24 protein-coding genes are annotated in these 24,814 nt (G+C 64.5%); 11 read left to right on the top strand and 13 right to left on the bottom strand.

What is annotated here, in order from left to right:
* The first annotated feature begins 80 nt into the window (after positions 1–80).
* The 9 genes from sucD (at position 81) to lpdA (ending at position 10,441) form a co-directional block, all read left to right on the top strand.
* Positions 81–968 (top strand): succinate--CoA ligase subunit alpha, encoded by an 888-nt coding sequence (gene sucD / locus Q1A53_RS14910; protein WP_299968265.1) that lies wholly within the window; start codon positions 81–83, stop codon positions 966–968.
* 275 nt (positions 969–1,243) lie between these two features.
* Positions 1,244–1,888: a hypothetical protein gene (locus Q1A53_RS14905; RefSeq protein WP_299968263.1), complete on the top strand. Its 645-nt coding sequence runs from the start codon at positions 1,244–1,246 to the stop codon at positions 1,886–1,888.
* A 328-nt stretch (positions 1,889–2,216) separates the two neighbouring features.
* Complete coding sequence (locus Q1A53_RS14900) at positions 2,217–2,792, top strand: DUF805 domain-containing protein (RefSeq protein WP_299968260.1); 576 nt, start codon at positions 2,217–2,219, stop codon at positions 2,790–2,792.
* Positions 2,789–5,749: a 2-oxoglutarate dehydrogenase E1 component gene (locus Q1A53_RS14895; RefSeq protein WP_299968258.1), complete on the top strand. Its 2,961-nt coding sequence runs from the start codon at positions 2,789–2,791 to the stop codon at positions 5,747–5,749. The genes Q1A53_RS14900 and Q1A53_RS14895 overlap by 4 nt, the downstream gene beginning before the upstream one ends.
* A gap of 19 nt (positions 5,750–5,768) precedes the next feature.
* Positions 5,769–7,322, top strand: coding sequence for a 2-oxoglutarate dehydrogenase complex dihydrolipoyllysine-residue succinyltransferase (gene odhB, locus Q1A53_RS14890; protein WP_299968256.1), 1,554 nt, complete (start codon positions 5,769–5,771; stop codon positions 7,320–7,322).
* Positions 7,323–7,528: 206 nt separating this feature from the next.
* Positions 7,529–7,912 carry an MAPEG family protein gene (locus Q1A53_RS14885; protein WP_299968254.1) on the top strand — a complete coding sequence of 128 codons (384 nt, stop codon included), beginning with the start codon at positions 7,529–7,531 and terminating at the stop codon, positions 7,910–7,912.
* 6 nt (positions 7,913–7,918) lie between these two features.
* Positions 7,919–8,479: a uracil-DNA glycosylase family protein gene (locus tag Q1A53_RS14880; protein ID WP_299968253.1), complete on the top strand. Its 561-nt coding sequence runs from the start codon at positions 7,919–7,921 to the stop codon at positions 8,477–8,479.
* Positions 8,469–8,879, top strand: a complete 411-nt coding sequence (locus Q1A53_RS14875; RefSeq protein WP_299968251.1) for an MAPEG family protein — start codon at positions 8,469–8,471, stop codon at positions 8,877–8,879. The genes Q1A53_RS14880 and Q1A53_RS14875 overlap by 11 nt, the downstream gene beginning before the upstream one ends.
* A gap of 173 nt (positions 8,880–9,052) precedes the next feature.
* The gene (lpdA, locus tag Q1A53_RS14870) at positions 9,053–10,441 is read left to right on the top strand and encodes a dihydrolipoyl dehydrogenase (protein WP_299968249.1); all 1,389 of its coding nucleotides are present in this window, start codon (positions 9,053–9,055) and stop codon (positions 10,439–10,441) included.
* A 274-nt stretch (positions 10,442–10,715) separates the two neighbouring features.
* On the opposite strand, the gene Q1A53_RS14865 is transcribed toward lpdA, so the two are convergent.
* Genes Q1A53_RS14865 through Q1A53_RS14850 form a run of 4 tightly spaced genes read right to left on the bottom strand, consistent with a single transcriptional unit; the run spans position 10,716 to position 13,612 of the window.
* Positions 10,716–11,324, bottom strand: a complete 609-nt coding sequence (locus Q1A53_RS14865; protein WP_299968247.1) for an MSMEG_1061 family FMN-dependent PPOX-type flavoprotein — start codon at positions 11,322–11,324, stop codon at positions 10,716–10,718.
* The gene (locus Q1A53_RS14860; protein ID WP_299968245.1) at positions 11,317–12,039 is read right to left on the bottom strand and encodes a lysophospholipid acyltransferase family protein; all 723 of its coding nucleotides are present in this window, start codon (positions 12,037–12,039) and stop codon (positions 11,317–11,319) included. Before Q1A53_RS14860 ends, Q1A53_RS14865 begins: the two co-directional genes overlap by 8 nt.
* Positions 12,039–12,938: an FtsX-like permease family protein gene (locus Q1A53_RS14855; protein WP_299968243.1), complete on the bottom strand. Its 900-nt coding sequence runs from the start codon at positions 12,936–12,938 to the stop codon at positions 12,039–12,041. Before Q1A53_RS14855 ends, Q1A53_RS14860 begins: the two co-directional genes overlap by 1 nt.
* A complete protein-coding gene (locus Q1A53_RS14850) occupies positions 12,935–13,612 on the bottom strand; it encodes an ATP-binding cassette domain-containing protein (RefSeq protein ID WP_299968445.1) in 678 nt (225 codons plus the stop codon). The genes Q1A53_RS14855 and Q1A53_RS14850 overlap by 4 nt, the downstream gene beginning before the upstream one ends.
* A 163-nt stretch (positions 13,613–13,775) precedes the next feature.
* On the opposite strand from Q1A53_RS14850, the gene Q1A53_RS14845 reads away from it, so the two are divergent.
* Positions 13,776–14,615, top strand: coding sequence for a zinc-ribbon domain-containing protein (locus tag Q1A53_RS14845; RefSeq protein ID WP_299968241.1), 840 nt, complete (start codon positions 13,776–13,778; stop codon positions 14,613–14,615).
* Positions 14,616–14,940: 325 nt separating this feature from the next.
* Here Q1A53_RS14845 and Q1A53_RS14840 read toward each other — a convergent pair whose 3' ends face one another.
* The 7 genes from Q1A53_RS14840 to argH all read right to left on the bottom strand — a co-directional run bounded on the left by Q1A53_RS14840 (position 14,941) and on the right by argH (position 21,909).
* Positions 14,941–17,541: a TIGR02302 family protein gene (locus Q1A53_RS14840; protein WP_299968239.1), complete on the bottom strand. Its 2,601-nt coding sequence runs from the start codon at positions 17,539–17,541 to the stop codon at positions 14,941–14,943.
* A 40-nt stretch (positions 17,542–17,581) separates the two neighbouring features.
* Positions 17,582–18,847 carry a diaminopimelate decarboxylase gene (gene lysA, locus Q1A53_RS14835; RefSeq protein ID WP_299968443.1) on the bottom strand — a complete coding sequence of 422 codons (1,266 nt, stop codon included), beginning with the start codon at positions 18,845–18,847 and terminating at the stop codon, positions 17,582–17,584.
* A gap of 123 nt (positions 18,848–18,970) precedes the next feature.
* Positions 18,971–19,714 (bottom strand): VPLPA-CTERM sorting domain-containing protein, encoded by a 744-nt coding sequence (locus tag Q1A53_RS14830; RefSeq protein ID WP_299968237.1) that lies wholly within the window; start codon positions 19,712–19,714, stop codon positions 18,971–18,973.
* Positions 19,715–19,858: 144 nt separating this feature from the next.
* Positions 19,859–20,182, bottom strand: coding sequence for a DUF2834 domain-containing protein (locus Q1A53_RS14825; protein WP_299968234.1), 324 nt, complete (start codon positions 20,180–20,182; stop codon positions 19,859–19,861).
* A 1-nt stretch (position 20,183) separates the two neighbouring features.
* Positions 20,184–20,330 carry an argininosuccinate lyase gene (locus Q1A53_RS14820; protein WP_299968232.1) on the bottom strand — a complete coding sequence of 49 codons (147 nt, stop codon included), beginning with the start codon at positions 20,328–20,330 and terminating at the stop codon, positions 20,184–20,186.
* Positions 20,327–20,500, bottom strand: a complete 174-nt coding sequence (locus tag Q1A53_RS14815) for a hypothetical protein (RefSeq protein ID WP_299968230.1) — start codon at positions 20,498–20,500, stop codon at positions 20,327–20,329. Before Q1A53_RS14815 ends, Q1A53_RS14820 begins: the two co-directional genes overlap by 4 nt.
* A gap of 5 nt (positions 20,501–20,505) precedes the next feature.
* Positions 20,506–21,909 (bottom strand): argininosuccinate lyase, encoded by a 1,404-nt coding sequence (argH, locus tag Q1A53_RS14810; RefSeq protein WP_299968228.1) that lies wholly within the window; start codon positions 21,907–21,909, stop codon positions 20,506–20,508.
* 24 nt (positions 21,910–21,933) lie between these two features.
* Here argH and Q1A53_RS14805 point away from each other — a divergent pair, with 24 nt between their 5' ends.
* Positions 21,934–22,512: a TlpA disulfide reductase family protein gene (locus Q1A53_RS14805; protein WP_299968226.1), complete on the top strand. Its 579-nt coding sequence runs from the start codon at positions 21,934–21,936 to the stop codon at positions 22,510–22,512.
* Positions 22,513–22,612: 100 nt separating this feature from the next.
* Here the strand turns inward: Q1A53_RS14805 and Q1A53_RS14800 are convergent, their stop codons facing one another.
* Positions 22,613–23,257, bottom strand: a complete 645-nt coding sequence (locus Q1A53_RS14800; RefSeq protein ID WP_299968224.1) for a hypothetical protein — start codon at positions 23,255–23,257, stop codon at positions 22,613–22,615.
* A gap of 168 nt (positions 23,258–23,425) precedes the next feature.
* Positions 23,426–24,796, bottom strand: coding sequence for a glutamate--cysteine ligase (locus Q1A53_RS14795; RefSeq protein WP_299968220.1), 1,371 nt, complete (start codon positions 24,794–24,796; stop codon positions 23,426–23,428).
* Positions 24,797–24,814 lie beyond the last annotated feature (18 nt).

The following is a 24,814-nucleotide window of genomic DNA, read 5'->3' as shown; positions in this document are numbered from 1 at the left end:
GCCGCCGCAGACACCTGCGGTTCAGATCACTGCGGAGGCCAGTGGCCGTCGCTCTCTCACGTCAAGTCAAAGGAAACACCATGGCCGTACTCATTGATGAAAACACCCGCGTGATCTGTCAGGGCCTCACCGGCTCTCAGGGCACGTTCCACACCGAACAGGCGATCGCGTATGGCACCAAAATGGTGGGGGGGGTGACGCCCGGCAAGGGCGGTCAGACGCATCTGGATCTGCCGGTCTTCGACTCCGTGCATGAGGCCATGGCCAAGACGCAGGCAAACGCCTCCGTGATCTACGTGCCGCCCCCCTTTGCCGCGGACTCCATTCTGGAGGCGATCGACGCGGAGATGGAGCTGATCGTCTGCATCACCGAAGGCATCCCCGTGCTCGACATGATGCGGGTGCAGCGCGCCCTCGAAGGGTCCAAATCCCGACTGATCGGCCCGAATTGTCCCGGGGTGATCACCCCGGATGCGTGTAAAATCGGTATTATGCCGGGTCATATCCACAAGCGCGGCTCCTGCGGGGTGGTCTCTCGTTCCGGCACGCTGACCTACGAGGCGGTCAAGCAGACCACCGATCTGGGCTATGGCCAATCGACCGCCGTGGGCATCGGAGGAGACCCCATCAAGGGAACCGAGCACATTGACGTTTTGGAGATGTTTCTGGCCGATGATGAGACGCAAAGCATTATCATGATTGGCGAAATCGGCGGCTCCGCCGAGGAAGAGGCAGCCCAGTTCTTGGCAGATGAGAAGAAAAAGGGCCGCTGGAAACCCACCGCGGGGTTCATCGCGGGTCGCACCGCCCCTCCCGGCCGCCGCATGGGCCACGCGGGCGCCATCGTCGCGGGCGGCAAAGGCGGTGCCGAAGACAAGATCGACGCCATGCGCGCCGCCGGTATCGTCGTGGCCGACAGCCCCGCAACGCTGGGCGAGGCCGTAAAAGAGGCGATTGAACAGGGGTGAGGATCGATCCGAGCATACGCGAGGCAAACGCTCCGGGGGAGCGTTTGAGGTCTGAACGGGCGGAGCCCCGGCGCAGGACCGATCCGAGCATACGCGAGGCAAACGCGCCAGCGGCGCGTGTGAGGTCCGAACGCGCGGCGCCTCGAGGTGCCACTGACCTCAGCAGACGTTCGGCGTCAGCGCGGCGGTGGGGGAGGAACCGGACCGTCTCTTCGAGCGACACCGGTCGCGCCCCCTTGGCCGGACGACCCGCGGCCCGATGCGCCGTGGTTTTGTTGGCCAGCCTTCTCACCATTGGCACGCAAGAGGCGCGGGCAGACGCGCCATCGCTGATCTCGAAAACCGCCGAGATCTGCAAAGCGTCCGAAGGGATCGACCTGAGCGTGGCACAGGCCCTTGTGGACGCAGGCTGGTCGCGCCCGGCGTCCAATGACGTCGCGGTGCTCGCTGTGGAGCGGCTGGCGGATGGGCTTCTGCTCGTGGATCGCAATGCAGAAGACGCAATCGACTGGACCAACGGTCCGGATCAAGCGCTCGAGCGGGCGCTCAAGTTGCTTGTTGCCGATGCCGAGGATCTTGCGGACATCGTCTTCCTGACAGCCAGCGACGAGGCATCGCTCGCGCTCCTGAACCGATCGACCGAAACGCTGGCAGAGCTGCGCTGCTATTACGCCGGACCGGGCGATGAAGACACCGTGGAGATCTTGAACACGATGGAAGCGCTCGACGCGCGCTCTGGCTCGGGCCGGGTCGATCCCCATGTGCAGATGTTCACGGTGCAGACCCAGAGCGATGGCGCGGCGACCTTTTATCAGGCCGCCCGGTTCGACAGCAGCGCAACGGAGGCGCTCGGCCGTGAACCCCGGGTCGCGTTCGCCTTTTCACAGGTGTCGCTCCTGCAGAAACCGGACGCGCCATGATGATCGCCCGCCCTCTCCCGACCTCGCCTCAGCGACCCGCGCCAATGACATTGCGCGAGCCGTGCGCAGAACAAGCGGCAAGCCCTCACGCATTACGCTGGCGGTCCGATTGGGCGCAGTCCCGGCGCGCAACCAAGCCGAGCGTCACCTACACGCTCTTGTCATGCGCTCCCTCAAAATACGATCAGACGCAGCGCCGATCTGTAATCAACCAATGCACCGACGCACTGAGGGCAGCGTCCGACCCGAGGGTGCGCGAGAAGCGCCCTCCCCGGGTGGAGGGTCGGGCACTGCCCGGCGGTACCCGCCGGGCGGGAGATTGCACAAGATGACCCTTACCGAGTCCGTCAGAACCTGTTTGAGAAAGTACTTCACCTTTTCTGGTCGCGCATCACGGTCAGAATACTGGAAGTTTTGGCTTTTCTGGCTGATCGTAATGATCTGCTTGCTTGCTTTGAACACCGCCATCTTCGGCCCCACATTCGAAGTCGAAAAACAAGTTGTTGTTGCAGAAGACGGCACGCGCTCGCTCAATGAAATACATCACACCAGCTATCACAGCGGCATCTTTGGCAATGTCTTCGCGCTCGCTGTTCTTGTTCCAGGTGTCGCAGTTGCTTGTCGGCGGCTGCACGATGTCGGCCGCAGCGGATGGTGGCAGCTGGCACCGATTGTCCTGCTCATTTTAGGCGTTGTCGTTTCTATCCTCGCCACGCTTGGCTGGACGGCCCTGCTCGAAGCGCTCCGAGAAACCGGAAGCGTGAAGGTCCAGCTCGGCCTTTTCGGCTTGCCCATTTTTCTGGCAATTTTCGGCTCCTTTCTCTTGCTACTTATCTGGCTTATCCGCCCCTCCCAACCCGGCCCCAACAAATACGGTCCCAACCCCAATGAGGTAACCCCATGACCGATCATCCCGCCAACGACCAATTCCACGCCTCCTCCTTCATGCAAGGCCACAACGCGGAGTACCTCGAACAGATGTACGCGCGCTATGCCTCTGACCCCCAAGCGGTCGATGACGCATGGCAGGCGTTTTTCAAGGCGATGGGCGATGACGCGGGGGCGGTGCGGCAAGAGGCGCAGGGCCCCTCCTGGGCGCGCAACGACTGGCCGCCGCAGCCGGGCGATGAGATGACGCAGGCGCTCACCGGCGAATGGGCACCCGAGGCCGAACTCAAGGGCGCAGGCAACAAGCTCCGCGCCAAGGCCGCCGAGAAGGGTGTCGAGGTCACCGATGACCAGATCAAACGCGCGGTCCTCGACAGCATTCGCGCGCTGATGATCATCCGCGCCTACCGCATCCGCGGCCATCTCGTGGCCGACCTCGACCCGCTTGGTATGCGCGAGAACACACCGCACCCGGAGCTTGACCCCAAATCCTACGGCTTTGCCGAGGCCGACATGGACCGGCCCATTTTCATCGACAATGTGCTGGGGCTGGAAACCGCCACCATGCGCGAGATCCTGGCCATCGTGAAACGCACCTACTGCGGCACCTTCGCGCTGCAATACATGCATATCTCCAACCCCGAAGAGGCGGGCTGGCTGAAAGAGCGGATCGAGGGCTTTGGCAAGGAGGTCACCTTCACCAAACAGGGCCGCCGCGCGATCCTCAGCAAGCTGGTGGAGGCCGAAGGCTTCGAGAAATTCCTGCACGTCAAATACATGGGCACCAAACGCTTCGGCCTCGACGGCGGCGAAAGCCTGGTCCCGGCGATGGAGCAGATCATCAAACGCGGTGGCGCGCTCGGCGTGCGCGACATCGTCATCGGGATGCCCCACCGCGGGCGGCTATCCGTGCTGGCCAATGTGATGGCCAAACCCTACCGGGCGATCTTCAACGAGTTTCAGGGCGGCAGCTTCAAACCCGAAGACGTGGACGGCTCGGGCGACGTGAAATACCACCTTGGCGCCTCAAGCGACCGCGAGTTTGATGGCAATTCCGTCCACCTCAGCCTGACCGCCAACCCAAGCCACCTCGAAGCGGTCAACCCCGTGGTGCTGGGCAAGGCGCGCGCCAAGCAGGACCAGAACAACGACCCGGACCGCACCTCCTGCATGCCGATCCTGCTGCACGGGGATGCGGCCTTTGCGGGGCAAGGCGTGGTGGCGGAATGCTTCGCACTGTCCGGCCTGCGCGGGCACAAGACCGGCGGCACCATGCATCTGGTCGTCAACAACCAGATCGGTTTCACCACCGCCCCGCATTTCAGCCGCTCCTCGCCCTACCCCACGGACAATGCGCTGGTGGTGGAAGCGCCGATCTTCCACGTGAACGGCGACGATCCGGAGGCGGTGGTGCATGCGGCCAAGGTCGCTACGGAATTCCGCCAGAAGTTCCGCAAGGACGTGGTGATCGACATCATCTGCTACCGCCGCTTCGGGCATAACGAAGGCGACGAGCCGATGTTCACCAACCCGATCATGTACAAAAAGATCAAGGGCCACAAAACCACGCTCAGCCTCTACACCGAACGGCTGGTGCGCGACGGTCTGATCCCCGAGGGTGAGATCGAGGATATGAAGGCCGCGTTCCAGGCCTATCTGAGCGAGGAGTTCGAGGCGGGCAAGGAGTACCGCCCCAACAAGGCCGACTGGCTCGATGGCAAGTGGTCCCATCTCGATAAGATGGGCGAAAAGAAGTACCAGCGCGGCAAGACGGCGATCTCCAAGGGCACCTTTGCCGAGGTGGGCAAGGCGCTCAGCACCGTGCCGGACGGCTTCCCGCTGCACAAGACCGTGGGACGTCTGCTGGAGGCCAAGCGCGAGATGTTCGAGGGCAGCACCGGCATCGACTGGGCCACGGCAGAGGCGCTGGCCTTCGGCTCGCTGCTGACCGAAGGCTACCCGGTGCGGCTCGCAGGTCAGGACAGCACCCGCGGCACCTTCTCCCAGCGGCATTCGGGTCTGATCAATCAGGAAACGGAGGAGCGCTACTATCCGCTCAACCACATCAAGGAAGGTCAGGCGCATTACGAGGTCATCGATTCGATGTTGTCGGAATACGCGGTGCTCGGGTTTGAGTACGGCTATTCCATGGCCGAGCCCAACGCGCTGACGCTCTGGGAGGCGCAGTTCGGTGATTTTGCCAATGGTGCGCAGATCATGTTCGATCAGTTCATCTCGTCCGGCGAAAGCAAATGGCTGCGGATGAGCGGCCTGGTCTGCCTACTGCCCCACGGGTTCGAAGGACAGGGACCGGAGCACTCCTCCGCCCGGCTCGAACGGTTTTTGCAGATGTGCGGTCAGGACAACTGGATCGTGGCCAATTGCACGACGCCCGCGAACTACTTCCACCTGCTGCGGCGGCAGATCCACCGCAGTTTCCGCAAACCGCTGATCCTGATGACCCCGAAATCGCTGCTGCGGCACAAGATGGCCGTCAGCACGGCAAAGGAATTCACCACCGGCTCCAGCTTTCACCGGTTGGTCTGGGATGACGCGCAGCAGGGCAATTCCGACACCAAGCTGCTCGAGGACAAGAAGATCAAGCGCGTGGTGATGTGCTCGGGCAAGGTCTATTATGACCTGCTGGAGGAACGCGACGCCCGCGGCATCGACGACATCTACCTGCTGCGGGTGGAGCAGTTCTATCCTTTCCCCGCGCAATCCGCGGTCAAGGAACTGGAACGCTTCAAGCAGGCAGAGGTCGTCTGGTGCCAGGAAGAGCCCAAGAACCAGGGCGCCTGGACCTTTATCGAGCCCAACATCGAATGGGTGCTGGGCCGCATCAAAGCCAAGCACCCGCGGCCACGGTATATCGGTCGCGCCACCTCCGCCTCGCCCGCAACCGGGCTCGCCAGCATGCATAAATCCCAACAAGCCGCACTCGTCGACGATGCGCTGACACTGCAGACATAAGCCCGAAGGGAAAGAAGAAATGACCACCGAAGTACGCGTCCCCACGCTGGGCGAATCCGTTACCGAAGCCACCGTCGCCACCTGGTTCAAGAAACCCGGGGAGACCGTGGCGGTCGACGAAATGCTCTGCGAGCTGGAAACCGACAAGGTCACCGTCGAGGTGCCAAGCCCGGTCGCAGGAACGCTGGATGAAATCGTGGCAGCCGAAGGCGACACCGTGGGTGTCGATGCGCTGCTGGCCAATATCGCCGAGGGCGATGCAGGCTCCAAGGCGGCTCCCAAAGGGAAGGAAAGCGCTGAGGACAGCGCCCCCGCCGCCTCCGACCGGTCCGCCAGTGGCGGCGCGAGCGGGGCCAGCGTGGACGTCATGGTGCCGACCTTGGGCGAAAGCGTGACAGAGGCCACCGTCAGCACCTGGTTCAAGAAGGTGGGCGACAGTGTGACCGCGGATGAGATGCTCTGCGAGCTGGAGACCGACAAGGTCAGCGTCGAGGTCCCCGCACCGGCCTCCGGCACCCTCACGGAAATCCTTGCCGAGGAAGGCAGCACCGTCGCCGCCGGTGGCAAGCTCGCCGTGATGTCCGAAGGCGCGGGCGGCACCTCGGCGGCACCGACCCCGGACGGTGACACCCAATACAGCACCCCCGCCGCAGGCAAGGACACGAGCATGGGCAAGGACGTCGAGGACGCGCCCTCGGCCAAGAAAGCCATGGCAGAAGCGGGCATCAGCCGCGATCAGGTCACCGGCACGGGCCGCGACGGCCGCGCCATGAAAGAAGACGTCTCCGCCGCCATCGCCGCCGCGGGCTCCGCCGCCAAGGGCGGTGACGCGCCAGCGCCCGCCCCGCGCGCGCCGGTCTCCGCCGATGACGCGGGCCGCGAAGAGCGGGTGAAGATGACGCGCCTGCGCCAGACCATCGCCAAGCGGCTCAAGGACAGCCAGAATACCGCCGCGATGCTGACCACCTACAACGAGGTCGACATGACCGAGGTCATGGCATTGCGCAATGAATACAAGGACCTGTTCCTGAAGAAACACGGGGTGAAACTGGGCTTCATGTCCTTCTTCACCAAGGCCTGCTGCCATGCGCTGAACGAAGTGCCCGAGGTCAACGCCGAGATCGACGGCACCGACATCGTCTACAAGAACTTCGTGCACATGGGCATCGCCGCCGGAACCCCCACGGGTCTTGTGGTGCCGGTGATCCGCGATGCGGACGCGATGAGCTTTGCCGCCATCGAAAAGGCCATCGCCGAAAAAGGTGCCCGCGCCCGCGACGGCAAGCTCTCCATGGCAGAAATGCAGGGCGGTACGTTTACGATCTCCAACGGCGGCGTCTACGGCTCGCTGATGTCCTCGCCCATCCTCAACCCGCCACAGTCAGGCATCCTCGGCATGCACAAAATCCAGGACCGCCCCATGGCTATCGGCGGTGAAGTCGTCATCCGCCCGATGATGTATCTCGCCCTGAGCTACGACCACCGGATCGTGGACGGCAAAGGCGCGGTGACCTTCCTCGTGCGCGTGAAAGAAGCGCTGGAGGATCCAAGGCGGTTGTTGATGGATTTGTGATCTTTGTACCGCCGGTTGCATTGGGCCGCGCCCGACCTCGGGCCGGAGGCCGTCTTGCAAAGGCTCCAGTGGAGCCTTTGAGGCCGCAGGGGGCGTCAGCCCGGGGTGCACGCATGTGCGCCCTCCCCGCCGGGGAGGTCGGGCGCGGCCCGAGGCGGGGCCTCGGACTCAGGAAAACAGAATGCAAGGCGAGAAATGAAGCTGACATGACCGAACCCACCGCCCTCATCCTCTACGGCCTGCTGGTCATCCTCACCCTCATGCTGCAGGCCACCGGGGCCATCACCCAACTGGGGCTTGGCTACCTCATGGGTGCCCGCGACGAAGGGCGCACCGTTTCGGGGATCGCCGGACGCCTCGAACGCGCGCTCGGCAATTCCATCACAGCACTGGCGCTCTTTGCCCCTGCCGTCCTGCTGATCGTGGTCACCGACAGCAGCACCAGCGAGACGCGGCTCGCCGCCACCGCCTTTCTCATCGCCCGGGTGATCTACCTGCCCAGCTACGCCTTTGGCATCACCGGCCTGCGCAGCCTCGTCTGGAACGTGGGCATCGTCTCGACCATCGCGCTCTACCTGCTGGCGCTCTGAGCCGCGATGCTGAGCGCCGAGACCACGACCCGCCTGATCACCGTGCGCCGCGCCTTCGCACGGCCCGGTCTGACCACCTACGCGGAGGTGGGTCTCGATGGCCACTACATCACCCCCTATCACCTCACCTGCGGCAACCCCGCGGGTCCTGTGCTGATCAGCTACAACTACCTCGACGCGCCCACCGCCCGTGCCCACTGCACGATCCTGCGCCGTCATGGCTACCTTGCGGATATGCTCTTCAACCGCGTGCTCGACGCCGCACTCGGCGAGGCGCAGCTCACCCGCGCGGACATCTACCTCACCCATGCGGTCCATCTGCTGCCCGAAACCCGCTCTGCCGCCATTCCGCAGGCAGACATCGACGCCAGTTTCGACGCCATTACGCAGGCTGAGATCGCGGGCCGTCCGGTCATCGCACTGGGCACAGCGGCCGCACGCGCCTGCATCCGCTTCGGCGTCCCGCATCTGGCCACAGCCCACCCCAGCGCCCGCGGCCAGACCGCCGACGCCAAGGCCGGCGCCATCGCCCGCGCCCTCACAGAGGTCACCAGCCATGCCCACTGAGCTGACCGTCCTCGCGCTCGCCGCACTCCTGCAGGCGGCGCAGTTCGCCCTGATGGCGGTGCCCGCCAATCTCGAACTGGGCACCGCCAAGACACTCTCCCCCCGCGATACAAACGATCTGGGCGGCGACATGAAAACCCTCGTCTCGCCCCGTACCGGGCGGCTCATCCGCGCACTCGACAATCACTTCGAAGCACTCATCCTCTTCACCATCGCCGTGCTGGTGGTCACGCTGGGCGATCAGTCCTCCCCGCTCACCCGCACCTGCGCCTGGGTCTACCTCGCCGCCCGGGTGGCATATGTGCCCGCCTACGCCTTCGGCTGGGTGCCTTGGCGGTCGGTCATCTGGGGCATCGGCTTTCTGGCCACGGTGACAATGCTGTGCGCGGCCCTGCTGTGAGCCGGGATCGCCGCGAAACTGTGCCCTCGGGGTGTCGCCAAACGCGCGCAACCGATGAAAAAACCGCTACACCATCGCGCGCCCCGCACCGACGTGATACCGACGCGATACCGACATGATACCGATAGAGTACCGACGGGCCATTGACGCCCACGAACGAGAGGATCAGACCCATGGCAACTTATGACGCAATCATCATCGGCTCCGGCCCCGGCGGCTATGTTTGCGCCATCCGCTGTGCGCAACTGGGGCTGAAAGTGGCCTGCGTCGAAGGGCGCGAGACGCTGGGCGGGACCTGTCTGAACGTGGGCTGCATCCCCTCCAAGGCGCTGCTCCACGCGACCCACATGCTGCACGAGGCAGAGCATAATTTCGCCGCCATGGGCCTCAAGGGCAAGAGCCCCTCGGTCGACTGGGACCAGATGCTCAGCTACAAGACCAGCACCATTGAGCAAAACACCAAGGGCATCGAATTTCTGTTCAAAAAGAACAAGGTAGACTGGATCAAGGGCTGGGCCTCCATCCCCGAGGCAGGCCAGGTCAAGGTCGGTGACGAGGTGCACGAGGCCAGGAACATCATCATCGCCAGCGGATCCGAGGCCGCCTCCCTGCCGGGCGTGGAGGTCGACGAGAAACGCGTCGTCACCTCCACCGGTGCGCTCGAACTGGGCAAGGTGCCGAAAAAGATGGTGGTGATCGGCGCGGGCGTCATCGGGCTGGAACTCGGGTCGGTTTACGCACGTCTCGGGGCCGACGTCACGGTGGTGGAGTTTTTGGATGTGGTCACCCCCGGCATGGACGCGGAGATCCAGAAGAACTTCCAGAAAACCATGAAAAAGCAAGGGCTTGAGTTCATCATGGGCGCGGCGGTCCAAAAGACCGAAACCACCAAGACCAAGGCCAAGGTGCACTATAAACTGCGCAAGGATGACAGCGAGCACGTGCTGGATGCCGATGTGGTGCTCGTCGCCACGGGGCGCAAACCCTATACAGACGGGCTGGGCCTAGACGCGCTCGGTGTCAAGATGACCGACCGCGGACAGATCGCTGTCAACGAGACCTGGGAGACGAACGTCAAGGGTGTTTACGCCATCGGCGACGTGATCGAAGGACCCATGCTGGCCCATAAGGCTGAGGACGAAGGCATGGCCGCGGCAGAGCAGGTGGCGGGCAAGCACGGGCACGTCAACTACGGCGTGATCCCCGGCGTGATCTACACGCACCCGGAGGTTGCCAATGTGGGTGCGACCGAAGAATCCCTGAAAGATCAAGGACGTGCCTATAAGGTCGGCAAGTTCAGCTTCATGGGCAACGGGCGCGCCAAGGCCAATTTCGCGGGCGACGGTTTCGTCAAGATCCTCGCCGACAAGGACACCGACCGCATCCTCGGCGCGCATATCATCGGGCCGATGGCCGGTGATCTGATCCACGAGATTTGCGTGGCGATGGAGTTCGGCGCGAGTGCGGAGGATCTGGCGATGACATGCCACGCCCACCCGACCTATTCCGAAGCGGTGCGCGAAGCCGCCCTCGCCTGTGGCGACGGCCCGATCCACATGTAGAGGCGGACCGGGCTCCGCCCCCTCGATCTCTGTTCCAAGGGCGGTCCCCGCACCCTTGGAACAAAGGGCTGCCTACTGCTTTGCCCTCAGGGCATACCCGCTTGAAAAACTTGATCTATTCCTCAGGCTACGCGCCCATTCCCACCGGAAGAACCGAAGGCATCAAGCCCTGCCTTGGACCTGCGGCGTGTAAGAGCGCTTTCCCTGCACCGACCAGTAGATCGACGGTCACGCCACTCCGAACCGCGCCCCGATCAAAACGCGCGGGCCGCTATCACCACATTGTGCGCGCCGCCCGTGCGTCCCATGCGGCGTCGTAAGCCTCCCCGCCCTCGTCTCCTTCGGATACCTCGGCGAGGATCTGACCGACTGTCGGCAGGTCTGCGGGCGCAGGCTCGCCGGACCAGGTGCGCGCCCGCATCAGCGCGCGGGCGCATTGCGTGTAGATCTCCGCAATGTCGATCACGATTACCGTCGCAGGCAACCTGTCTCCGCGCGCGAACCGCTGCCGCATGGCATTGTCCGCCGTCAGCCAGCCACGCCCGTTCACCCGCACCACATTGTTCGAACCCGGCACGACGAACATCAGCGAAACGCGCCCGTCCTCAACGATATTCCGCAGCGAATCCAACCGGTTATTCCCGCGCCAGTCAGGCATCGCCAGGGTGCCGGGGTCAAGCTCCTGCACCACGGGGCCATCGTCGCCGCGCGGGCTGCCATCGGTCCCCTCCGGCCCAACCGTGCTCAGCACGCAAAATCGCGAAGCCATGATCCACGCCCGGTAAAGCGGTGTCATGCGCCGCGCCATCTTGCGCAGAGAAGCGGCCCCCGGCTGTCCATAGAGCGCTTCAAGCGCTGCGACTGTCTCGATTCGTTCAACCACGTCCGGCCTCCGCTTCTGCCCTCAGCGCATCGGAGTTTTCCTCCACCGCGCGCTCCAGCTCCGCCAGAAACGCCTCTCGTGGCAGCCCCGGTGCGATCGCTGGCAGGAATTCCACCACGGCGACCCCCGGCTTGCGCAGCAAACCGCGCTTGGGCCAGAGCACGCCCACATTCGTCGCCACCGGCACGCAGGGTTGCCCCATCTGCTCATAAAGCACAGCCGTCCCGATCTTGTAGGGCACCTTCACGCCCGGTGCCACACGGGTGCCCTGAGGATAGATGATCAGCTGGCCAGGCTCGCTGCGCCCTGCTTGCACATCCGCCAGCATCTTGGTGATCGCCGCCCCCCGCTTGCCACGATCCACCGCAACGCAGTTCAGCCGCCGGGCGTATTGCCCGATGATCGGCGTCATCAGGATCTCTTTTTTCATGATGAACTTGGCGGCAGGCAGTGCCGTGAAAATCATCATAATATCCAGAAACGACTGGTGCTTGGCGGCAATCAGCACCTCTCCCTCGGGCGGGGTGCCGCGCACCTCACAACGCATGCCCACCATCCAGCGCGCCGTCCAGAATACGTAGCGCGAATACCCCTTGCAGGCCGCATACGCGCCCATGCGGCTGAACATAGCCCAGGGCGCAAAGGCCAGACCGAAGAGCGGCATGGCCACATACATCTGCACGATAAAGAGAACGGAACGAAGGTATTGCAGCATCAGGCCAGCCTTTTCAATGCGCGGTGCGCGGCGGTTTTGGTCGCGGCAAAGGCCACAACCGCACAGAGCAGTGGGATACACAGCGTCAGCAGCCAGTCCGCACCCGCAAACCCCAACCCCTCGAGGAACCCGACGCTCTCCGGCGGCGCAGGCAGCGAGGCCACAGCCACACCTCCCGCAAGGGTACCGAGGACGCCACCCCCAAGGGCGCGCAGGGTAAAGCGGCGCACGAAGGCCTGCGCGATATATCGATCCGTGGCTCCGACCAGCCTCAGCACCGCGATCACCTGCGCGTTGGCGGCCAGGGACGCCTGCGCGGCGAGGCTGACCATGGCAGCCACGCTCGCCGCCAGCAAAACCGTCGACAGCCACCCCAGCCCGCGCAGCCGGTTGGCCGAGGCCAGCAGCGGGCCGCGCCAGCGCCCGTGATCATCCAGCACCGCGCCGGGCACTTCGGCTGCCAGCCGCAGCCGCAGGCCCGCCGGGTCAAAGCCTTCCTCCTCGATCACCTCGATCAGCTGCGGCACCGGCAGCGCTTGCAGATCAACATCGCGCCCGAACCACGGCGCCAACAAGCTGCGCTGCTCGTCGGGCGTGAGTGCGCGGGCAAAGGCCACGCCGGGCGTTGTCTCCAGAATGCCCAGAGCCGCTTCGGTCTGCTGGCCCAGTTGCGTCTCCGGCGCGACGATGCGGATGGTAGAGCTGCCCGCCAGTTCCGCTCCCCAGCGATGCGCGAGCCTATTGGAGGCCAGCGCCAGCGCCAGAGCAAAGACCGCCAGGAAAGCCATCGCCGCTGCCGCAAAAACGGTCAGTCGCGCGGTAAAGCCCGACGGGGGAACGATGCGGTCTGCCTGACCGTCCCCCAGCACCAGATAGCGCAGATCCTCGCGCCAGGTCACAGGTCGGCCCCTGCCTGCTGTACCTGCCCACCCACGATGCGCAGCACCCGCGCCTGCACCTGCGTCTTGGCCGCCCGGATCAGGCTGAGGTCATGGGTGGCAATGAGCACGGTCTTGCCCATCCGGTTGAGTTCCACCAGCAGGCGCAACAGCCGCTGGGACATCTCCCAGTCCACGTTGCCCGTCGGCTCATCGGCCAGCAGCACATCCGGCGACAGGATCACCGCGCGGGCCAGCGCGGCGCGTTGCCGCTCACCCCCCGACAGCTCCGGCGGCAGCGCCTGCGCCCGCTCGGTGAGCCCGACCCAGGCCATCAGCTCCGCCAGATCCTCGCGTGCCTCTTCCGCCTGCCTGCCCGCGACCGACAGCGGCAGACGGATGTTATCGGCAACACTCAGATGGTCGAGAAAGCTGCAGTCCTGATGCACCACGCCGACGCGGCGGCGCAGATTTGCCACCGCGTCCCGCGACATGCGCGAGACATCCTCGCCAAAGAACAGCGTATTGCCCGTGGTGGGATGCAGCGCGCCGTAACACAGCTTCAGCAAGGTGGTCTTGCCTGCCCCCGACGGCCCTGTCAGGAAATGGAAGGATCCGGGCGCCAGCGTCAGCGACACCTGCGTCAACAAGGCGCCGTCACCGTAGCTATAGGCGACATTTTCCAGCTCGATCACACAGGCCCCCGGCGTTACTGCGCCCTTGTGCCCCAAGGCCCGTCCGGTTTCAATGCACAGGCGGGGATAGGCCAGCGCAGTTAACGCTTTTAGCACGATCGGGATGCCAATATGGTGCAGCGAAACCAAACCGTTGAGAGGAAACGATGAAGTTGGAGCCTCCATGCGCCTGATCTGCCCGAACTGTGACGCGCAGTACGAAGTGCCCGACAACGTCATGCCGCCGAACGGGCGCGATGTTCAGTGCTCGAACTGCGGACACACGTGGTTCCAGAACCATCCTGATGCGGAGGAGGCCGACCTTGTCGCGGAAACGGCTGCACCCGAGGGTGACGCCGAACAGGACCCGGGGCCAACGGCAAGCACGGATGACGCGCCGCCGGATCCGGTACCCGATGAGGCACCGTCTGATGAGGACACGCCGCCGGAGGAGGATACCGAGGCGCCGTCCATGCCGACACGGCGACCGCTCGATCCGGCGGTGGCGGATGTGCTCCGCGAAGAGGCCGCGCGCGAGGCCGATGCCCGCAAACGCGACGCGGCGGCCCTTGAAAGCCAGCCCGATCTTGGCCTTGATGCCGCATCCTCTCCGGCGCAGCCCGCAGCAACCGATGAGCCCCGCCCCATCACCCCGGCCGTGGCGACCGCGACGGCCACTGCTGCGGGCGACCGGCGCGCGCGGCTGCCTGACATCGAGCAGATCAATTCCACCCTGCGCTCCAACAGCGCGCGCAGCCCGGCGGAGGACCCCGGCCAGACCGGTCAGGTAGAGGCCAGGGAGAAACGCCGCTTCGGTGCTGGTTTTCTCACCGTATTGGGGCTCGCAGCAGTGTTGACGCTGGCATACGTCTTTGCACCGGAACTGGCCGAGGTGCTGCCGCAGTCCGACCCGTGGTTGAGCAGTTATGTGAGCCTGGTGGACACGGGCCGCATGTGGCTCGACCGTCAGGTGGCGGCGACGCTGACCCAACTGGATACAATCACCGGCAACCGGACACCTTAGCATCTGACACCCGGATACAATGGGTCAGCCTTCGAGTCTCCAACCGGCACAAAGGCGGCATGACGAGGCTCTTGAGGCGTGGGGCACCGAGCCACGACGCGCCGGGCCGAGGGCTTACTATGTATTTTAGATAGCTTTAGCTAAACGAGCCATCGCCTTGCGAAAGCGTCGTCCCCTGTCCCAGAGCACCTGCCGCCCAGGCATGTCGCACGCGCATCATTGCCGTCAGACCCGTTCCAGAAAGCTGGCGCGAGCCTGAGCCATGGCTCTACGTCGCCGCGGCACCCGTTGACATACGGCAGAGCGACCCGGCCTCCAACCTACCTCAGAACCGATCCAGCAACCGGTTGAGATAGTCGCGTTCCTCTTCGGAGCGATCGGCCTCCCCTGCGCGGCGCCGGATGTCATCGAGCAGGTCCCGCGCCCGGCCGTAAGGATCCGTGCCCGCGCCATCGGCCAGACGGCTGCCGTTGTCAGGGTTTTGGCCATCCCCGTCGCGCTCACGGCCCAAGGGGTCGGTGTCGTTCGGCGGGCCGTCGGCGCGCTGGTTGCCCTGCCCCGGCTGCTGGTTTTGCTGTTGCTGCGCCATCATCTCGCCCAGCGAGCGCATCCCCTCGCGCAGTGCCTCCATGGCTTCGCTCTGGTCGTCGATCGCTTCGGCCAGATCATCGTTGCGCAAGGATTCCTCGGCGTCTTCCATAGCACGGCCTGCGTGGTCCAGCGCGTCACGGGCCGCATCGCCCTCCGGCGTGCCCCCGCCGGGCATCGCATCCTGCTGCCGTCTGAGTTCATCCCGGAGCGCCTGTTGGCGCTGCGCCAGATCCTCGGCGTTCGGTCCCTCTCCGGGCTGCGGTGCACCCTGCTGGCCGTCCGCCTGTCCCTGACCTTGACCGCTCTGGCCCTCGTGGCTCTGACCGCGGCCTTCACCGCCGTTGCGGCCTTCGTTCTCTTGGCTTTCACCGGCGCGCGCGCCCGGGTTGAACTGCTCCTGCAGATCCCGGAACGCCTGATCGCTCAGCCCCTGCTGCTCGCGCAGGGTTTCCGACAGACCTTCCATCGCCTGCTCGCCGGGGCTCTGACCGCCCTGCCCGGGCTGGCTTTGCGCCGCGCGCATGTTCTCCATCATTTCCTGAAGCTCTTGCAACGCCTGCTGAGCCTCGGCCATGCGGCCCTGCTCCATCAGCTCCTGGATACGGTCCATCATGCGCTGGATGTCATCCTGCGTCAGGGTCATGGTATTTTCGTTCTGACCCGAGCGGTTCTCGTCGTTTTGCTGCTGCTGCCGTTCCGCCTGGCGCATCATCTGCTGCAGATAATCCTCCGTGGCGCGGCGCAGCTCGCGCATCAGCTCCGCGATCTCCTCGTCCGAGGCGCCGTTGCGGATGGCCTCATCCAGACGCTCCTGCGCGCGGCGCATCCGCTCTTCCGCATCGGCCAGATCACCCTCTTCGAGCGTCAGCGCAAGGTCCCACATCTCATCTGCGAGATCCTGCTGCATCTCGTCGCTGAGGCCATAATTCGCGAATGTCTCCAGCTGCCGGATCACCTTGCGCAGCCGCAACGCATCGGTCTCCTTGCGGAAAATCTGGTCCGGCAGATGGGCGGCCGCGCGCAGGATCTGCGCAATGCGCCCGGTGTTTTCACGCGACCACAGCAGATCGCGGCGCTGTTCGATCACCGCTGCCGCCACCGGGTCAAAGAAACGCCGCCCCGGCAGCACCATCGCATGCGGCTCTGTCTCGAACCGTTGTTCAGCCCCGTCCAGCACCGAGAGATGCGCCAGAACCGGCAGATTCGCCCAAGGGTGGGTCGAGAAATCCTCTATCAGATTTTCCTCGAAGGCGCGCCTGTTGCCGGAGATCGGCGTGGGCAGTGGCACGATCAGATCAGGCCGGGGTTCGGGGTCAATGGTCAGCCCGTGGGCCCGGGTGACCGCCGCAAGATCGACGGTAAACCGCGCCTCGCCCGCCTCGACACCGTAATCGTCACTGGCCTCGAACGGCAGCGTCATCTCTCCCAGAGCGGCGGCAGAAGGGTCCCCCAGGACAGCGATCCGAGGCGGTGCATCGGCAATGACCGCGATGTCCCAGCTGCGCCCGCCGGGTCCGTTGATGCTCAGGGTGCCGTCCTGCACGACGGTGAAATCCTGCACAGGATCGGATGCGGGCGGCACCTCCGTCCGGCCCGAAACGGTTTCCGACAGTGTCAGCGCACCCAGCTCGCCGTAAAGACGCAAGGTGATCAGACTGCCCACGGGCACCTGTAGCGCGCCCTCGGGGATGTCGTTGAGGTAGATCGTCGGACGACCCGTGTAGCGCGGGCTTTCCGCCCAGCCCTCCCAGACAGGTCCGGCCGCGAGATCCGCACCACCCGGTGCCATGGTCGCGACAGAGCCTACCCGCCAGACGGAGCCGAAGACGAGGGCGACGGCAAAGACCAGCACGGCCATGTAGCGCAGCGCGTAAGGATCACGCGATGCCACGTTCAGGTTGGCCGGGACCGCCTCGGCCTCGGCGGCGCGGGCGGCCATGCGTTTCTGGTGGGCGCGCCACACCGCAGCAGAAGCGGCATCCTGTGCCCCGATGGTCTGAGTATCGGTGAGCGCCTGTAACGGTCGGTCCGGCAGGCTGGCATCCAGGCGCGCAATGGCAGCGTCCCGGCTGGGCAGCGCAAAGCGCCGCAGACCGTAGATCAGCGCCGCAATCGCCGCCACGACGCTCAGCACCGCCGCTGTCCAGACCGCTTCCACCGCCACGGTGTCCTGCAGCCCCAGCATCAGAAGACCGAGCACGAAAAGGCACACTGCGATCAAGGGCCAGAAGCTTTGTACGGTTGCCTCCGCCAGCATACCCGCGCGGGTCCAGCGAAGGGGCCAGCGCACCTCTCTCAGGCTGCTGTCTGTATCGCTTTGGGGTCTCGAAGCCATCGCCGCGTCTCCACCGGTCCTTGGACGCGGGAATGCGCGCTCAAAGCCATTGAGGTATGGTATCTCGTTTTATCATTTCGTCAAAGGTCGGACGTCGGCGAATAACCGCAAATTGATCCTCTTTCACCAGAACTTCGGGGATCAGGGGGCGGGAGTTGTACTCGCTGCTCATGACCGCGCCGTAAGCACCCGCCGAGCGGAAGGCCACCAGATCGCCGGGTGCCACCGGTGGCATCTCGCGGCCCTTGGCAAAGGTATCGCCGCTTTCGCAGACCGGGCCCACCACATCGTAGGTGGCGGGCGGGGTGCCCGGTGCCGGTTCGATCACCGGGACGATATCATGATAGGCCTCATACATGGCCGGGCGGATGAGGTCGTTCATCGCCGCATCGAGGATCAGGAAGTCGCGGTCTTCGCCTGATTTGACGTAGATCACCTCTGACACCAGAAGCCCCGCGTTGCCTGCGATCAGCCTGCCCGGCTCGATCTCGATCTCGCAGCCCAGATGGCCCAGCGTGCGCTTGACCAGCGCGCCGTAGTCGGACGGCAGCGGCGGCGCCTGATTGTCGCGCGCGTAGGGGATGCCCAGACCGCCACCCAGATCAAGCCGCCGGATCTCGTGCCCGTCGCCACGCAGCACTTCCGTCAGCTCGGCCACCTTGCTGTAGGCCACCTCAAACGGGGTGAGGTCCGTCAGCTGGCTGCCGATATGCACGTCGATGCCGATGACCTCGAGCCCCTCCATCGACGCGGCCAGCGCGTAAACCTCGCGGGCGCGGCTGATCGGGATGCCGAATTTATTCTCTGATTTGCCAGTGGCGATTTTCGCGTGGGTCTTGGCGTCCACATCCGGGTTGAGCCGGATCGTCACCGGCGCGCGGACCCCCATGGCCAGCGCCGTCGCATTCAGCACCTCCATCTCGGGCTCGGATTCCACGTTGAACTGGCGGATGCCCCCTTCGAGCGCCATGCGGATCTCGGCGGCGGTCTTGCCAACACCGGAAAACACGATGCGCTCGCCCGGCACACCGGCGGCGCGCGCGCGCTGGTATTCGCCGCCCGACACCACATCCATGCCCGCGCCCGCCTGCGCCAGCGTCGCCAGAATCGCCTGATTGCTGGCCGCCTTCATCGCGTAGCACACCAGATGATCGAGCCCCTCCAGCGCCTCATCAAAGAGCTGATAGTGCCGGAGCAGCGTGGCGGTCGAATAGACATAGAACGGTGTGCCCACCTGCCGCGCGATCTCGGCGATCGGGACGTCTTCGGCAAAGAGAGCGCCGTCGCGATAGAGAAAATGATCCAAGAGCACCCCCATGCGTAAACCCGTGCCTCATACCAGACCGGCACGCACAGGCAATCGCGCAATTGTCGCAACGAAAAAGGGGCGGCCGCAGCCACCCCCTTCCCGCGAGGTTATGAAAAATGCTCAGCCTTGCCGAGCCGCGCGCCGGCGCGAGACAAGGGCAAGCCCGCCCAGACCGGCCAGCAGCAGCGGCAGACCCGCAGGCAGTGGCACGGGCGTCGGGTTGAAATCGTCCTCTTCGGCAAAGACAAAGCTGTCCACCGCACCCGATCCCTTGAAGAAGATCGAAAAGGAATCGCCCTCTTCGATCAGTGGGGAGGGGTTGTCGAAGGTCAGCGCCGCGGTCTCGCTGTCGTCCAGACCCGCGATGGACCCCAGCCAGGTGTTGATACCCCCGGTCGTCGTGAAGAAGCCGAACTTGCCGTCATCCACCGCAGAGGCCCCGAGCCATGTGAGCGCCTTGCCTGCCAACAGGGTGAAGGTGATCCCGCCATTGTTGGCCTGGTCATTCGCCAGATCGCCGTTGCGGTCAGAGGTCCGCTGCCGGATCAGCACGTTGCCGCCGACACCGTCGGAGCTTGTGCCCGCAACACCGCCGGGAATGATGTCCCGGTCGCCCGCGCAATCGCTTGTTGCCTGCGGCGAGGTGGAACAGGTCGTGTCAAAGAGGTTCGCCCCTTCGCTACTGTGCCCCCACGAAGAGATGCCAAAGGTCCGGCCTGCGAATTGATAAGACGTCCAGGCACCGTTGTTGCCAAGGTTTGGCTGTGCTTCGTCAAAGGTCATGACGATCGAGCTTGCGCTCGCTGCCTGTGCCCCGGCTGCCAGAGACAATGCGACGGCGGCAATCTTTGTAATCTGCTTCATATCTACCTCGATACTCGTTACGTGCCCAAAAACGGGCGTAGGCACTCGGACTGAGTGCGTATTCACATACCCAACGCACGCAAACCAGCGTTTAGTTCAATTTTACCGGGAACATACAGTTTCCACTGGCGAAACGACGCAGCGTTACGGCCGCCGGGGTGCCCCGCTGCGCAGGAAAAGATAGAGCGGCAAGCCGCAGCTCACACCGATGCAAAAGGTCGCCGGAATGGCCAGCAACCCGAGCCAGCGCCGCGTCCGGACGCTCTCCGCGATCACCCAGACTGTCAGGGTCACCGCCGCGACCGTCAGATCCCAGACCAGCCCGCTGGTTGCCGCATTGACGTGCCAGGCGTCCACCATGGCCATGAGATCCCAGGTGTTTTCGTTGAACCACTGGATAAAGTAGCTCATGGGGTGGATGGTCCCCCAGACGGCGAGCGCCAGCCAGACATATCGCAGGCCCGCCATCTCAGCCGCCCTTTACGATGCCAAAGGAGGCATGACCGGAGATTGTCACCCCGGTCTTCGGTGTCTCTGGCGCAGGATCGGTGGTCGGGCTGCCGCCGGTGCAGGCCGACAGCAGACAGGCCGCCAAAAGGATCCCGCCGCGCGTCACAGCCCCAGCCAGACCGACAGCGGCCCTCTGTTCACACCCACGGACGCACTGGGGTAAATCCCGTTCTTGTTGATGGTCAGCCCGCCGTTGATCTGGGGGGCCACCGGCTCCCCATCCACACCGCATCCTGCCAGAAAGGCCGCCGCCGCAAGCGCCATGAAGCATCTCATGCCAGTCACTCCTTCCACCGGGCAATCTGCGCGCGCACCTGTTCGGGTGCCGTGCCCCCGTAGGATGTGCGACTGGCAACCGAGTTGTCCACCCCCAGCACATCGAACACGTCAGATGTGATGCCAGCGTGACCGACCTGCATGTCCTCCAGCGTGAGGTCCGGCAGATCGCAGCCGCGCTCCTCCGCCAGCGCCACAAGACTGCCGGTGATGTGATGCGCCTCCCGGAACGGCAGGCCCAGCACCCGCACCAGCCAGTCCGCCAGATCCGTCGCGGTGGAAAAGCCCGCCCCGGCGGCAGCCGCCAAAGCCGCGCGGTTCGCGGTCATATCGCTGACCATCCCGGTCATCGCCGCCAGGGCCAGCATCAGGTTGTCGGCGGCGTCAAAGACCTGTTCCTTGTCTTCCTGCATGTCCTTGGAATAGGCCAGCGGCAGACCTTTCATGACCATCATCAGCGCCGTCTGCGCCCCGAAAATCCGCCCCACCTTGGCGCGGATCAGCTCTGCGGCATCGGGGTTCTTCTTCTGCGGCATGATCGATGAGCCGGTCGAGAAGCGGTCACTGAGCGTGACAAAACGGAACTGCGCCGAGGACCAGATCACCAGCTCTTCGGCAAAGCGGCTGAGGTGCACCGCGCAGATGCTCGCCGTGCTCAGAAACTCCAGCGCGAAATCCCGGTCGCTGACAGCATCAAGCGAATTGGCCGCCGGTGCGTCGAACCCGAGCGCCTTTGCCGTCATCTCCCGGTCAATGGGAAAGGACGTGCCCGCCAGCGCCGCCGCCCCCAGTGGCGAGGTATTCATCCGCGCCCGCGCGTCGCGCACCCGGGACAAATCGCGCCCGAACATCTCCACATAGGCCATCATGTGATGGCCCCAGGTCACCGGCTGCGCGGTCTGCAGATGGGTAAAGCCGGGCATCACCCAGTCGGCCCCCGCCTCCGCCTGATCCAGCAGCGCCGCAATCAGCGCCTGCAGCGCCTGCTCTGTCGCGTCCAGCTGGTCCCTGACCCACAGCTTGAAATCCGTCGCCACCTGATCGTTCCGGCTGCGGCCCGTATGCAGACGCCCGGCAGGTTCACCCACGATCTCCTTCAGCCGCGCCTCTACATTCATGTGAATGTCTTCGAGCGCTGCGGAGAACTGAAACGTGCCCGCTTCGATTTCTGACAACACCGTGAGCAAGCCTTCCCGGATCGCTGCCACATCGCTACTCTCCAGAATGCCGGTTGCGCCCAGCATCTCGGCATGCGCGCGCGATCCCGCGATATCCTGTGCCGCCAATCGTTTGTCGAATGAGATGGACGCATTAATTGCTTCCATGATGGCATCCGGTCCGTCGGCGAAACGCCCGCCCCACATCTGGTTGGCGGCGGCTTTGGCAGCGGGATCGGGTGTGTCGGTCATTGGTCTGAACCCTTCGGAGGGGATATGAAAAGAACTGTTGCGGCACTCCTCTATACGGCCCTCGTTGCGGGCGCAATCGCGGCCCCCACCGGCGCCTCCGCCGATCTGGAAGCAGCCGCGGCCCTGCGCGAAGGAGACATGAAGAAACTGGTCTTTCACGAGGCCCCCGAAGTTGTCCCCAATGTCCCCTTCGATCTGGCCGACGGCGCCGGGCAAGCCACGCTGGAGGATTACCGGGGTAAATACGTGCTGCTGAATTTCTGGGCCACCTGGTGTGGCCCCTGCCGCATCGAGATGCCGCATCTCTCCGAGCTTCAGACCGAACTGGGCGGCGATGATTTCGAGGTGCTGACCATCGCCACGGGCCGCAACTCCCCCACGGGCATCAAGAGCTTTCTGGCCGAGATCGGCGTGGACAACCTGCCCCGTCATCAGGATCCCCAGCAGAAACTCGCCAGCCAGATGGCCATCTTCGGCCTGCCGATCACCGTGCTGATCGACCCCGACGGCCGCGAGGTCGCCCGGCTGCGCGGTGACGCTGACTGGGCCAGTGACAGCGCCAAGGCGCTCCTGCGCGCGGCGATCGGGGGCGGCGGCACCTAGGCTCGCCAGCATCCTTCGAAATACCCGCTAAGAGGGAGACCGCACATGGTCTCCCTCTTTTTCGACGTCACTCCGCCCACTGGCTCGGCGAGAACTAAGCCTATGGCAGCGCTTTGTAGATCGCGTCAGAGATCATTTTTACCGAATACTTGGTCTTGCTGTTGGTCTTGTCCTTGGCGATGACCTTCAGCAACTCGGTAACCTCCTTGTCGCAGGCCGTCCTGTTGGCCATGGCTGCCGCGCGGATCGCCTTGTCGAGCTGCTTTTTGACCTTGGGCTTCTGGACGATCTGGCGGTCGGGACCGATGAAGACCGCATCGACCGGCGCACGTTTCAACTTCATGATCCTATTCGTGGCGATATCCATCATGAACAGCTCGTAGTGATCGTTCGCAGGCTTGTTGAACACCTTGAAGCCCAGCTCGACCTTGGTGGTCGCCCAGTCCGTCAGTGCGGCAATCAAGGCGTTGAGCTGCTGTGCATTCAGATCGCGGCCACGGGCAATCGCCCCCTCGACGGGCTTCTTGAGGTTGCGGGGCGTCACCGGCTTGTAGCGGTCGTAGTATTTCTTGATATGCACCACGGTGGTCGGCGGGAACTTGCAGATATACCACGCGCCCAACGCCTCGTTGTCGCGCAGCATGTTCTCAAAATGGCCTGCCATGAGGGCGTTGTTCTGCATGAGCGGCAGGATCTTGTTCAGCTTCAGTCCCATGCCGGGGGGTACAGGGATTTTCGTTGTCATCGTTACGGTCCTTTTTCCAATCCGCCCGGACACATCTGTCAGGCGTATGGACCGTAGGTGCCCCGAGGCCGCGGGAAGGTTCGCGCCGCGCCGCGCGAAAAAGTGATCCCGCGGCCACCGGACAGACCTGCGCGGCCTGTCCTTTAGCCAGAGACCGCACAGATCGCGCTAGTAGGAATATTCCGCGTAGATCTTGCTCAGATCCCCGCCCCAGTCGCCTTCGTACCGCTCCAGCAGCTCATCGGCGGGCACTTTGCCGCTCTCGACACTTTCCTGCAGCGCGTTGAGGAAATGGGTTTCGTCCGGCACCATACCGCCCGCGCCGGCGCGCGCGCGCGCCGCGAGCCCTGCGTGGCTGATGGCCACCGCCTCGCGCGCCACGTCGTGCAGCCTGATCCCATGGACCTCCGCCTGCAGCCCGTCGACCGAGGCCGCGACCCGCATCAGATCGCGCGTGCCCATGTCCCAGCCCTTCGCCAGATCCCATGCGGCATCGAGCGCCGTCTGATCATACATCAGCCCGACCCAGAACGCGGGCAGCGCGCAAAGCCTGCGCCACGGCCCACCGTCCGCGCCGCGCATCTCGATGAACCGCTTTGCCCGCGCTTCCGGGAAGATGGTGGTCAAATGATCCGCCCAGTCACTGAGCGTCGGGATTTCACCTGGCAGCGCGGGCAGCTTGCCCTCCAGAAAATCGCGGAACGACATGCCAAGCGCATCCAGATACTGCCCGTCGCGGTAGACAAAATACATCGGCACATCGAGCGCATACTCCGCCCAGCGTTCAAACCCAAACCCCTCTTCGAACGCAAAGGGCAGCATGCCCGTCCGCGACGCATCCAGATTGCGCCAGGCCACGCTGCGCCAGGATTTATGCCCGTTGGGCTGCCCCTCGAAGAAGGGCGAATTGGCAAAGAGCGCGGTCGCCACCGGCTGCAGCGCCAGCGCCACGCGCATCTTTTGCACCATGTCGGCCTCGGACCCGAAATCGAGGTTCACTTGCACGGTGCAAGTGCGCCGCATCATCACCCGCCCCATGGTGCCCACGCGCGCCATATAGTCGTTCATCAGCTTGTAGCGGCCCTTGGGCATCAGATCCATCTGATCGTGGGTCCACTCCGGTGCCGCCCCCAGCCCGATGAAGCCCGCGCCGATGCGGTCCGCCACATCCTGCACTTCGCGCAGGTGCGTGTTCACCTCGTCGCAGGTCTCATGGATGGTCTCCAGCGGCGCGCCACTGAGTTCCAACTGACCGCCGGGCTCCAGCGAGATATTGGCCCCCGCCTTCTCCAGCCCGATGAGCTTGCCCGCCTCTTCCACCGGCGCCCAGCCGTGGGTGTCGCGCAACCCCTCCAGCATGACGCGGATCGACCGCTCGCCCTCATAGGGCAGCGGCTTCAGCGTATCGCGGCAATAGCCGAACTTCTCGTGCTCGGTGCCGATGCGCCACGCCTCGCGCGGTTTGCAGCCGTCTGCGAGATACTGCGCCAGCTGCGCGCGGTCGGTGATTGGGCCGCCGCCGGATTGAGGGATGGACATGGGGGGCTCCGTTCGTTC

It is taken from the genome of uncultured Roseobacter sp. (assembly GCF_947496515.1).
In the GTDB taxonomy this organism is placed as follows: domain Bacteria; phylum Pseudomonadota; class Alphaproteobacteria; order Rhodobacterales; family Rhodobacteraceae; genus Roseobacter.
The sequence above is the reverse complement of the archived record's forward strand: the minus strand, read 5'-3'. Positions and strand labels throughout refer to the sequence as shown.

Excerpts from the sequence above, each read along its gene's own strand:
- Q1A53_RS14880 (WP_299968253.1), top strand. The coding sequence starts at position 7,919 with ATGCTGAGCGCCGAGACCACGACCCGCCTGATCACCGTGCGCCGCGCC.
- odhB (WP_299968256.1), top strand. The coding sequence starts at position 5,769 with ATGACCACCGAAGTACGCGTCCCCACGCTGGGCGAATCCGTTACCGAA.
- sucD (WP_299968265.1), top strand. The coding sequence starts at position 81 with ATGGCCGTACTCATTGATGAAAACACCCGCGTGATCTGTCAGGGCCTC.
- Q1A53_RS14815 (WP_299968230.1), bottom strand. The coding sequence starts at position 20,500 with ATGAGATGCTTCATGGCGCTTGCGGCGGCGGCCTTTCTGGCAGGATGC.
- Q1A53_RS14830 (WP_299968237.1), bottom strand. The coding sequence starts at position 19,714 with ATGAAGCAGATTACAAAGATTGCCGCCGTCGCATTGTCTCTGGCAGCC.
- argH (WP_299968228.1), bottom strand. The coding sequence starts at position 21,909 with ATGACCGACACACCCGATCCCGCTGCCAAAGCCGCCGCCAACCAGATG.
- Q1A53_RS14885 (WP_299968254.1), top strand. The coding sequence starts at position 7,529 with ATGACCGAACCCACCGCCCTCATCCTCTACGGCCTGCTGGTCATCCTC.
- lpdA (WP_299968249.1), top strand. The coding sequence starts at position 9,053 with ATGGCAACTTATGACGCAATCATCATCGGCTCCGGCCCCGGCGGCTAT.
- Q1A53_RS14805 (WP_299968226.1), top strand. The coding sequence starts at position 21,934 with ATGAAAAGAACTGTTGCGGCACTCCTCTATACGGCCCTCGTTGCGGGC.
- Q1A53_RS14795 (WP_299968220.1), bottom strand. The coding sequence starts at position 24,796 with ATGTCCATCCCTCAATCCGGCGGCGGCCCAATCACCGACCGCGCGCAG.
- Q1A53_RS14860 (WP_299968245.1), bottom strand. The coding sequence starts at position 12,039 with ATGCTGCAATACCTTCGTTCCGTTCTCTTTATCGTGCAGATGTATGTG.
- Q1A53_RS14825 (WP_299968234.1), bottom strand. The coding sequence starts at position 20,182 with ATGGCGGGCCTGCGATATGTCTGGCTGGCGCTCGCCGTCTGGGGGACC.
- Q1A53_RS14845 (WP_299968241.1), top strand. The coding sequence starts at position 13,776 with ATGCGCCTGATCTGCCCGAACTGTGACGCGCAGTACGAAGTGCCCGAC.
- Q1A53_RS14840 (WP_299968239.1), bottom strand. The coding sequence starts at position 17,541 with ATGGCTTCGAGACCCCAAAGCGATACAGACAGCAGCCTGAGAGAGGTG.
- Q1A53_RS14900 (WP_299968260.1), top strand. The coding sequence starts at position 2,217 with ATGACCCTTACCGAGTCCGTCAGAACCTGTTTGAGAAAGTACTTCACC.
- Q1A53_RS14875 (WP_299968251.1), top strand. The coding sequence starts at position 8,469 with ATGCCCACTGAGCTGACCGTCCTCGCGCTCGCCGCACTCCTGCAGGCG.
- Q1A53_RS14895 (WP_299968258.1), top strand. The coding sequence starts at position 2,789 with ATGACCGATCATCCCGCCAACGACCAATTCCACGCCTCCTCCTTCATG.
- Q1A53_RS14800 (WP_299968224.1), bottom strand. The coding sequence starts at position 23,257 with ATGACAACGAAAATCCCTGTACCCCCCGGCATGGGACTGAAGCTGAAC.